We start from the raw sequence: 9496 nt of genomic DNA, 5'->3' as shown, positions 1-9496 counted from the left end.
GCCATGACGCAGCATCCGGCCGTGCCCCTCGGTGGGGCGCCGCTTCCTGTTCATCCGCGGCCGGTCGATCCGACCGGCATCTTCGGATCGCTGGCGGAGTCGGCGGCGGCGATGTCGACCGCGGTGATCGGTGCCGACGGGTTCCTCGTAGCAGGCTGGTCGCGGCGTTGCGTGCGTGCGGGCTGCCTACTGCCTCGCTCGTCAGATCAACTCCGCTTGTCCGAACGGATCGCTCTCTCCAAGTGATGGGGGACCCGCACGTGGTCCGGGACTACGTCTATGTGGACGACGTTGTCGAGGCAATGGCGCGAGTACACCAGACGTGGGAATCTGAGCAAACTGGACAGCTCTCTGCCATCCGTGATCAATGTCGGTTCCAGAATCGTGACGTCACTGTCGGACATGCTGGCCGTTTTGGTCGAGCAAGTGAGCAAGGACGTGGATCTACTACTCGCATTTTCGAGGAAGAGGTAAAGGTATGCGATTCCTGCTCACGACGTTCGCCTGGCCGTCGCACTACTACCCGATGGTGCCGCTCGGGTGGGCGTTACGGGCCGCTGGGCATGAGGTACTGGTGGCGAGCACGCCGTCGCTGGTCGACGCGATCATCACGACCGGGCTGCCGGCGGTGGCGGTGGGTAAGGACATCGACATCGCGGGCAGGGCCAGGGACGGCAAGCTGCACGATCACGAACGGTGGCCAACCGATCCGGACAGGTTGAACAACGTACAGCAAAATCTGGTCAAGCGGATGTCGCACACGATGGTCGATGTCGCCGACGCGATGACAGACGACCTTGTCAGGTTCGCCCGGAGTTGGCAGCCGGACCTGATCGTGCACGAACCGATCACCTTCGCCGCTCCGGTCGCCGCCGAGGTGCTCGGCATTCCGACTGTCGCTCATGCTGTCGGAATGCCGTTCGCCCCGGGAATGATGGTGAGGAAAGACGGCCCGGCGCTGTTGCCGGCGTATGTGCGTCTCTATCAGAAGTTCGGCGTTGCGCCGAGGGCCGCCCCCTCGGCGTGGATCGACCCCTGCCCGCCCAGCATGCGCATGCAGGGAGAGACCTCGGCCCCGCGGCTGTCCGTCCGATATGTGCCTTATAACGCCCCCGGTGCGATGCCGACGTGGCTTATTGAGCCACCCACACAGCCCCGGGTGTGCATCACCTGGGGCACCTCAGCGGTGCAGATGATCGGTGACGCGGTGACCGGTCTGCTGAGCCAGGCGATCGAGGCGGTCTCCAGCCTCGGAGTGGATGTCGTGCTCAGCGTCAATGCAGCCACTCGTGCGGCTCTCGGCACTGTGCCGGACGGAGTGCGGGTGGCGGAGTCGCTGCCCCTGCACATGCTGCTGCCGAGCTGTCGGGCAGTCGTGCACCAAGGCGGGGTGGGCACCGCGCTCACCGCGGGCATCTACGGAGTGCCACAACTGGCTGTCACCCAGTTTTCCGACCAGATGACCATCGGCGACGTACTCGCGGCCAGCGGTGCCGGTCACCATCTACTCCACGACGAGACCACCGTGGAGCGGATCAAATCTCACGTCGTCGAGTTGCTGGATGACCAGGAGTGCCTCAAAGCCGCCAAGCGCCTGCAACGGGAAATTGCATCGCAGCCCGCGCCGGCCGAGTTGGTGCCGAACCTGGTGGAACTGGCGGGCAGGCGCGCGTCGGCTCGGACGTGATGGCGGAGACACTCGGATAGCCCTTTCCCCGGAGAACGGCGGCGCGCAGGCGAGATGCCCAGGGTCATTGCGTTGTCGCGGGTGCGGTCCCTGGCCGGCCCGGGGACCGTGGCCGGGGCGGAGCTGGGGGCGAGGCGGTCGATGCCGTGGGGCGGTGCCTATAGAGCTGAGTCGTCCACGTCATCACCGCCGGTCGGGCCACCACCGTCGCCTCACCCACCGCCCCGCCGGGTCGTCGCTCACGGTCGCTGAGCGCGCCGAGCATGGCTGATGTCGTATCCGACTCAGCTCCATAGGCGCCGGGAGGCACACCCTGCCGTGGAGTGGTGCCCATGCCAGAACCCCCGAGGCCTCCTGACCGAAGCGCTCCCGCCCGACTTCGCCGTACCGGCAACCGCGCCCACATCCCGCCCGCGCCGATCGCCGAGGGTGAACAGGGCGGGCTGCTGCACGCGTTGGCCGCGGTCTCTGATCCCCGTGACCCGCGTGGAGTGCGCTACCCCCGGCTCGGGTTCTCCCACGCCGTACCAGCGGGCACGATGGGATGCCCGCCTGGACGCCGACCTGCTCGCGGTGTCCTCGCCGGCTGGCTGCACACCCGGACTCAGCCGCCGGTCACACCCCGGCGACCGCCGTGCCGAACCGTGATCGCCACCGACGGCAAGACAATGCGCGCCGCACGCCGGCCTGTTGGCGGCCAGGTGCATCTGCTGTCCGCGCTGGACACCAGCACCGGGATCGTCCTCGATGCTCCGAGCCAGGTTCCCAGCCGTGCCGTCCGGCCCGTCACCACCGTCCCGGAACCGAGACCGGCGGGCACACCGGCAACAGCTCATCGGGGGAGTGGATGACCAGATCCGGGCCAGCCGCCATCAGGTCGTCCTCGTCCACGGTCGCCCAGGTCGCCGCCACGGAGGTCACTCCGGCGGCTCGGGCGCTGCGGATGTCGGCCGGGGCATCGCCGACCATGACGGCCGCGTCCGGCTCCGCGTCGAGCAGGCTGAGCGCGCGCAATACGATGTCCGGGGCGGGTTTGGCGTTGGCGACCTCATCCGAGCCGACCACGTGGTCGAAGTGCTGGATCAGGTTGAGCGTGGTCAGGAGGGAGCGAGCCCGCGGCCCGGCCTTCCCGGTGGCCACGGCGAGCCGGAATCCGCGCGTCCGGAGCGTCTGGAGCAGGTCGACCACCCCGTCCACCACGGGCACCTGGGCCGCGAGCCGGTAGCTCTCCCGGACGAACGGTTCCTCCATCTCCAGCGGAAGGCGCATCCGTCGCATGATCTCAGGGAAATACAGGCCCTGATAACGCTGGTAGTCGGCGAACGGCGCCGGACCGGCACCGACCACTTCCGCGTACGCCGCGGCGAAGGCCCGGCCCATCATCTCGTGACTGTCCACCAGGACGCCGTCGAGGTCGAAGATCACCACACTGCGCATCGGTACGTTCTCCATCAGGTCGCCGCCGCGGTCGTGATCGGCCCGGTGGGCAGCAGCGGGGTCGCCGAGGCCGCGTACAGCGCCTCGATCGTGCCGACGATCCGCCGCGCGCCGGCGATCGCGGATCCGCACGCCGACGGATCGGCGAGGCGGGCCCTGAGGTCGTCGAGCTGGCGGGAGTACTCCGTGCCGATCGGCTCGGCCGGGACCGCGACCTCGCTCGTCCGGCCCCGCCGGACGACGCTGAGCCGCGGTCGCGGCTCGCGGTTCGGGCTGAAGCCGAAGGTGGACCGGAGCGTCGCGGCACCGCCGCTCCCGTCGATCCGGATCTCGGTGACGTCATGGCTCACCGAGTGCGTGGCCCAGCTGGCGCGAAGGCCCACTGACAGACCGGTGCCGGTGACCAGGAATCCGCGCACGGTGTCCTCGACGTCCGCGTCGAGTTCCGGCGCCGGCTGATCGTGCCGCCAGGCCGCCGTCCAGCGCGGGTCGTTGACGTGGTCGTGCGAGGTGGACGCGGCGACCCGGTCGAAGGCCAGCGGCCCGGCGATGGTCTCGAGAACGTCGAGCAGGTGCCAGCCGAGGTCGAACAACACCCCGCCGCCTGCCGCCGCCCGGCTGGTGAACCAGCCCTGGGACCGGGGCACTCCGCGGGCCCGTTCCCATACCAGGTCGATGTGGCGCAGGCGGCCGAGCTCGCCGGCCAGATCTGCCAGTTTTCGCACGTCGGCGCGGTACCGGCAGGCACTCCCGGCCAGCAACGGGCCGCCGCCCGCCCGCTCGGCTTCGGCCAGCGTGTCCGCCTCCGCGCTCGAGAGGCAGACCGGCTTCTCCACGAAGGTGGCGAGACCTCGGGAGAGGAGACGTCGCGCGATCGCCGCGTGCAGGTGGTTGGGCGAGGCGACCAACGCGAGGTCGGCGTCCTCGGCTCGCAGCAGGTCGACGTCACCGAAGGCCGGACGGTCGGTCGCCGCGGTGAACGCCTCCCGCTTGGCCGGATCGGGGTCGACCGCAGCCACCACCTCGTAGTCGCCGCTCGCCATCAGGCGGGGAAGCCAGATCTCCCGGCCGGACCACCCGAACCCGACCAGTACGGTGCGGATCCTCATCCGGAGGCCACCACGTCGGCCACGATGGCGGCTGTGTCGGTGAGAGCCTGCTCCGACGCGAGCAGAGTGCGGTGGTGCAGCCAGACGCAGTCCTGGCTGATCGCGTCGGCGTTCGGGCACCGCTTGGCGACCGCGTCGACGGACTCCGCGGGTGCGCCGACTTCCCAGAACGCCGCGGTGCGGTAGATGGCGCGGAAGCCCGCGAAGGCCGGGATCCCCGCGTCGACCAGACGATCGACCAGGAGGTTGCGGCGCTCCTCCGACCAGCCGGGAAGCCGGAACATCGCCATGTAGTGCGAATTCCGGTCGGCCCGCGAGTCGCCGCCCTGCGGCCGGACGCCGGGGATTTGGGCCAGGAGCGCCGACAGGAACCGCCACCGCTGCTCCCGCAGCTCGATCTGGCTGTCGAGGCGGCCCAGCTGAGCGCGTAGGACGGCGGCCGAGAACTCGTTCATCCGCATGTTGGTGCCGGCCACCTGGTGGTGATAGCCGCGGTCGGTGCGTGGCCGGCCGCAGGAGTGGCGCAGGAACGCCTTCTCGTACTCGTCCGAGTCCGGGAACAGCACCGCGCCGCCCTCGCCCGCGGTCATCAGCTTGCCGTTCTGGAAGCTGAACGCCGCGACCGAGCCCAGCTCGCCCACGCGCTTGCCCTGCCATCGGGCACCGTGCGCGTGGGCCGCGTCCTGCAGGACCCGGGCGCCGGCATCCGAGGCGAGCTTGTCGAGTGCGTCCATGTCGGCCATGAGACCCGCCATGTGCACCGGCATGATCACCCGGGTCCGCGGCGTGATCGCGTCGGCGGTGGCGGTCACGTCGATGTTGTAGGTGTCCGGATCGACGTCCACCGGCACGGCGACGGCCCCGATCCGCTGAGCGGCCTGGGACGAGGAGATGAAGGTGAACGCCGGCACGATCACCTCGGTGCCCGGTCCCACGCCCAGCACCTGCAGGGCGAGCTCCAGCGCGTGCGTGCCGTTGGTGACGGCGAGGGCGTGACGGGCACCGTGGTATCCGGCGAACTCCCGCTCGAAGCTGTCCACCTCGCTGCCACCCATGCGCCACCACTGGCCCTGGGTCAGCGCCCGATCGAGAGCTCGCCGTTCGGTGTCGTCGAATTGCGGCCAATCCGGAAAGGTCGGCCCGGGTCGCGGACTCATTTCTGCCTGGCTCCTTCTGCTCGATTGGCCTCACGGTACGAAGTCCGGCGCGGGCGCTACTATCCCTCAACCTGACAGCGATTTCGGAATTCGCCGTCGCCCCATTCTGCGAATTCGAAGGGAGTGGGATTCCCTTCGGGAAACACTCGCTCGGGAAAGGGTGGTCAGGTGCGGGTGATCGAGGCCAGCCAGGCCGGCGCCCCGTTGATGTCTCTGTTGTTCTCCAAGGTCACGGATTCGATCGAATCGACCCGCCAGCCATCGGCGAAGGTGGCCCGGATATCGTCCTGGCTCACCCGCAAGGCGCGGATCCCGCCCTGGCTCTCCTGTCGCGGTCCGCTGCCGGGGTGATGGCGGTCGCTGATGCAGAGCAGGAACAACCGTGCGCCCGGCGGCATGACCGTGGCCAGGCTGTCGGCGTAGCGGACCCGCTCGGGGCCGCTGAACGCGTGGAACAGGGCGCAGTCGAGCACGGTGTCGAACTGCTCGCCCAGGTCGCCGAGTTCGAGCGCGTCCCCGACCTGGAAGCGCACTTCCAGGCCGCGCTCGCGTGCCTTGCGTCCCGCGGCCTGGATCGCTGTCGGCGCCGAGTCGATGCCGACCGTCGGGAGGCCGAGGGCCGCTGCCATGAGCGCGACCTCGCCGGTGCCGCAGCCGATCTCGAGTACCCGGCCGCGGAACGCGCCTGCCTCGGCGAGGTTGCGCATGGCCAGTTGCGGGCGGCCGAGGTCCCAGAGCGGTGTCCCGCTGTAGTGCGCGTCGTAGCTCTCCACCCTGCTGCCACCCATGTCTGCTGGCTCCTTCTGGTCGATTGGCCTTACGGTACGAAGCCCGGCGCCGACGCCGGACTATCCCTCAACCTGACAGCGATTTCGGAATTCGCCGCCGTCCCGCTCTGCGAATTCGGCGTGAACGGGACGCCTGTCCGGGGAAGTTCGCTCGGGAAGAGGGTGGTCAGGTGCGGGTGATCGTGGCCAGCCAGGCCAATACCCCGTCGACATATTTGTTGTTCTCCAACATCGCGGGTTCGATCGAATCGACCCGCCAGCCGTTGGCGAAGGTGGCTCGGATCTCGTCCTGGCTCACCCGTCGCGGCCCGATGTCGGGTGGATGGCGGTCACTGAAGCAGAGCAGGAATAACCGCGCACCCGGCGGCATCACGGTGGCCAGGGTGTCGGCGTAGCGGACTCGTTCGGCGTCGCTGAACACATGGAACAGGCCGCAGTCGAGCACCGTGTCGAACTGCTCATCCAGGTCGCCGAGTTCGAGCGCGTTGCCGACCAGGAAGCGCGCTTCCAGGCCGCGCTCCCGGGTTTTGCGCCGCGCGACCTCGATCGCCGTCGACGCCGGATCGATGCCGACCGTCGGGAGGCCGAGGGCCGCCGCCATGAGCGCGACCTCGCCGGTGCCGCACCCCACCTCGAGTACCCGGCCGCGGAAGGCGCCCGCCTCGGCGAGGTCGCGCAGCGCCGGTTGCGGACGGCCGGTTTCCCAGGGCGGCGTACCCGAATACCGCGCGTTGAAATGCTCGGGCGACAGGGCATCGGTGAGCCGACGCGCCAGTTTTTCCAGCGTCTCGACCAGTTCCTTGGCCTGGCCGGGGTCCTGGATCCCGGCGGCCGCGACGAGTCGCTCGTCGATCCGCTCGGCGGCTCGATTAGCGGCTCTGTGTCGGGCGACCTGCCGGACGAACGTGCGTCCAGGGTGGGCCGGGTCAGCCTCGGTGGTGACCGCGCCCCGGTCGCGCAGGGTGGCGACGCTCGTCTCCACGTGGCTCGCCGGGAAGCCGGTGCGGTCGGCGATCTCGGCGATCGAGGTGTCCGGGTGTTCGAACACATCGGTCATGATTTGACGCACGCCGGGGGACATCTGCCGCATGCCGGTGGGGTCCGGGATAGCGGCCTCGCCGATCCGCATCAGCTTGCGCGCGAGGTCGTGCAGTTCGAAGCCGTCCATGATCGCAAAGTGTTCCCGACGTCGGACAGCGCACGCCATCACGCAGGTTGACGGTGTGCTCGGCGGTTCACCCGCGACGGCTGGACGACTAGCAGTGTGAGGGATGCCAGGGCCCCGCGGTCCGGATCTACCGTGGCTTGCGGTTATCGCGGGATCGGACCGTACGAGAGAAGTGGGTTTCATGAGTGTGAAACAGTCCGAACGGACACTGTCGAACTTTCTCGCCTATCTCGACGGGCTGCGCGAGCGCGGAGCCGTGCACTTCGACGACAAGATCAAGGCGTGGCACGTGCTCGGTTACCACGACACCCTCCAGGTGCTGACCGACTCGGCGACCTTCTCGTCCGACGTCTCCCCGCTGGCCCCCAAGCAGGAGGACTTCGACCTGTTCAAGAAGGGCAACTTCGTCCGGGCGGACGATCCGGTGCACCGCCGGCTGCGCGGTCTGGTCAGCCGGGCGTTCACCCCGAAGATGATCGCCGGACTCGAGCCGCGGATCAACGAGGTTACCCTGCAGTTGTTCGACGACGCGGACGCCGGCGGCGACCAGTGGGACCTGATCGAGCAGCTGGGCTACCCGTTGCCGTTCATCGTCATCGCCGAGATGCTCGGCATCCCGGTCTCCGACCGCGCGTTCGTCCGGCGGCTGTCCGACACCTTCTTCGAGGTGCACAATGTCGACCCGGAGCAGTCGCTGGACTCCCTGGGGGAGAGCGCGGTCAACAATGTCGCGCCGCTGCTGCGCGAGTTGAACACCCACCTGCTGGAGTTCGTCCGCAGCCGTCGCAAGACCCCAGGCGACGACCTGACCAGCAAGCTTCTGGAGGTCGAGGTCGACGGTGTGCGGATGGACGACGAGGAGACCGTCGGCTTCCTCGGCCTGCTGCTGCTCGCCGGCCACGTCACCGCGACATCCACGCTGGGCAACACGGTTCTCGCGTTGCACGAGAACCCCGAGGTCTGGGAGCAACTGCGGGCCGAGCCCGCGCTGATTCCGGCCGCGGTCGAGGAATCGATGCGCTACCGGCCGCCGTTCCCTCGTCTCGGTCGGCAGGCGACGAAGGACGTCGAGATCGGCGGGCAGAAGATCCCGGCCGGCGACTTCGTCCTGGCGTGGCTGACCACCGCGAACCGCGATGAGCGCGTCTTCGCCGACCCGGACCGGTTCGACATCCACCGGGACCCCAACCCTCACCTGACGTTCGGCAAGGGCATGCACTTCTGCCTTGGCGCGCCGCTGGCGCGGCTCGAGGTGAGGATCGCCATGCGCCTTCTGATGGAGCGGTACAGCGACATCCGCGTACGCGACGACGTGCCGGTCAACCTCCGCAATCCCTGGGCGATGATCGGCGTCAACCGGCTGCCCATCGAGGTCCGCCGGTCCTGACCAACCGGAGCACGGGCTCAGCGGTGGGGCAGTTCCGAGGTGCTGCCCACCTGCTGGGCCCGGTTCCGTCCAGCAGCGCCCTGGCCGATCGTCGGGGTGGCTGCGGGACGTCGCCGCCAATTGCGCTCCTCGACGACTCGATCGATTGGCGTTTCACCGGTCGCGAAAGGTGGTGCGCGGGCCGGCGGGCTTGGGGTGCAGGGGACTTTCCGCGCGTGCCATGCGGGGAAAGTCCCCTTCACGTTTCTGGTGTAGGCGACCAGCCCCCGCTCCCAGGCACAGACACCGAGAAGCAGCGCTGCCGGAAGACATGGACAGGTGAGTCGTGAGTGGTGAGGACGGTTCGTACTCCAGCCGTACTTGCGGTGGCGGACGGGTTTGGATGATCTGCTGGCGCGGTTCGCGCACCGTTTCGGGCGGGCCGAGCCGCCCGGCCACTGGCTGCTGATCCGCCGCAGCATCACCAACTCCACCGGCCTGGCCTACTGGTCCGCCGGCCGGACTACGCGGCCGAGGGATGTCCGCCGACGGGCGCCCTTTTAGCTTGGGGTGAACCACGGCTTTCGACGAAGGAGATCCTCATGGCCAACCCGTTCGAGGTGGAGTCCGGCGACTTTCTTGTGCTCCGCAACGACGAGGGCCGGTTCTCGCTCTGGCCCGGATTCACCGATGTGCCCCCGGGCTGGAGCGTGGTCGCCGGCCCGGACACGCGGCAGGCATGCCTGGGCTTCATCGAGCAGGCCCGGTGACCGGTTTCTGACCG

Annotated in this window: 8 protein-coding genes and 1 pseudogene; 4 read left to right on the top strand and 5 right to left on the bottom strand. The window is 68.9% G+C overall.

Features of this window, described 5'->3' with window-relative positions:
• Positions 1-167 precede the first annotated feature (167 nt).
• Positions 168-329 (top strand): annotated as a pseudogene (locus tag OG617_RS00840) (NAD-dependent epimerase/dehydratase family protein); the annotation flags it as partial.
• Positions 330-478: 149 nt separating this feature from the next.
• Positions 479-1687, top strand: a complete 1209-nt coding sequence (locus OG617_RS00835) for a nucleotide disphospho-sugar-binding domain-containing protein (protein ID WP_405097801.1) — start codon at positions 479-481, stop codon at positions 1685-1687.
• 786 nt (positions 1688-2473) lie between these two features.
• Here the strand turns inward: OG617_RS00835 and OG617_RS00830 are convergent.
• The 5 genes from OG617_RS00830 to OG617_RS00810 form a co-directional block, all read right to left on the bottom strand.
• The gene (locus OG617_RS00830; protein ID WP_396679180.1) at positions 2474-3139 is read right to left on the bottom strand and encodes an HAD-IA family hydrolase; all 666 of its coding nucleotides are present in this window, start codon (positions 3137-3139) and stop codon (positions 2474-2476) included.
• Positions 3139-4233: a Gfo/Idh/MocA family protein gene (locus OG617_RS00825; protein WP_405097798.1), complete on the bottom strand. Its 1095-nt coding sequence runs from the start codon at positions 4231-4233 to the stop codon at positions 3139-3141. The genes OG617_RS00830 and OG617_RS00825 overlap by 1 nt, the downstream gene beginning before the upstream one ends.
• Positions 4230-5390: a DegT/DnrJ/EryC1/StrS family aminotransferase gene (locus tag OG617_RS00820; protein ID WP_405097796.1), complete on the bottom strand. Its 1161-nt coding sequence runs from the start codon at positions 5388-5390 to the stop codon at positions 4230-4232. Before OG617_RS00820 ends, OG617_RS00825 begins: the two co-directional genes overlap by 4 nt.
• 164 nt (positions 5391-5554) lie before the next feature.
• Complete coding sequence (locus OG617_RS00815) at positions 5555-6163, bottom strand: class I SAM-dependent methyltransferase (protein ID WP_405097794.1); 609 nt, start codon at positions 6161-6163, stop codon at positions 5555-5557.
• Between the two features lie 181 nt (positions 6164-6344).
• Positions 6345-7346, bottom strand: coding sequence for a methyltransferase domain-containing protein (locus OG617_RS00810; protein ID WP_405097792.1), 1002 nt, complete (start codon positions 7344-7346; stop codon positions 6345-6347).
• Positions 7347-7527: 181 nt separating this feature from the next.
• Here OG617_RS00810 and OG617_RS00805 point away from each other — a divergent pair, with 181 nt between their 5' ends.
• Entirely contained in the window at positions 7528-8733 is a 1206-nt protein-coding gene (locus OG617_RS00805) for a cytochrome P450 (RefSeq protein WP_396679170.1), read from the top strand.
• Positions 8734-9314: 581 nt separating this feature from the next.
• Positions 9315-9482, top strand: a complete 168-nt coding sequence (locus OG617_RS00800) for an MbtH family protein (RefSeq protein WP_405097790.1) — start codon at positions 9315-9317, stop codon at positions 9480-9482.
• The last annotated feature ends 14 nt before the right edge of the window (positions 9483-9496 follow it).

The organism is Micromonospora sp. NBC_01412, from assembly GCF_045040215.1.
Lineage (GTDB): Bacteria > Actinomycetota > Actinomycetes > Mycobacteriales > Micromonosporaceae > Micromonospora > Micromonospora rubida.
The sequence above is the reverse complement of the archived record's forward strand: the minus strand, read 5'-3'. Positions and strand labels throughout refer to the sequence as shown.

Coding starts and splice junctions, on each gene's coding strand:
- OG617_RS00835 (WP_405097801.1), top strand. CDS start 479: ATGCGATTCCTGCTCACGACGTTCGCCTGGCCGTCGCACTACTACCCG.
- OG617_RS00830 (WP_396679180.1), bottom strand. CDS start 3,139: ATGGAGAACGTACCGATGCGCAGTGTGGTGATCTTCGACCTCGACGGC.
- OG617_RS00825 (WP_405097798.1), bottom strand. CDS start 4,233: ATGAGGATCCGCACCGTACTGGTCGGGTTCGGGTGGTCCGGCCGGGAG.
- OG617_RS00820 (WP_405097796.1), bottom strand. CDS start 5,390: ATGAGTCCGCGACCCGGGCCGACCTTTCCGGATTGGCCGCAATTCGAC.
- OG617_RS00810 (WP_405097792.1), bottom strand. CDS start 7,346: ATGGACGGCTTCGAACTGCACGACCTCGCGCGCAAGCTGATGCGGATC.
- OG617_RS00805 (WP_396679170.1), top strand. CDS start 7,528: ATGAGTGTGAAACAGTCCGAACGGACACTGTCGAACTTTCTCGCCTAT.
- OG617_RS00800 (WP_405097790.1), top strand. CDS start 9,315: ATGGCCAACCCGTTCGAGGTGGAGTCCGGCGACTTTCTTGTGCTCCGC.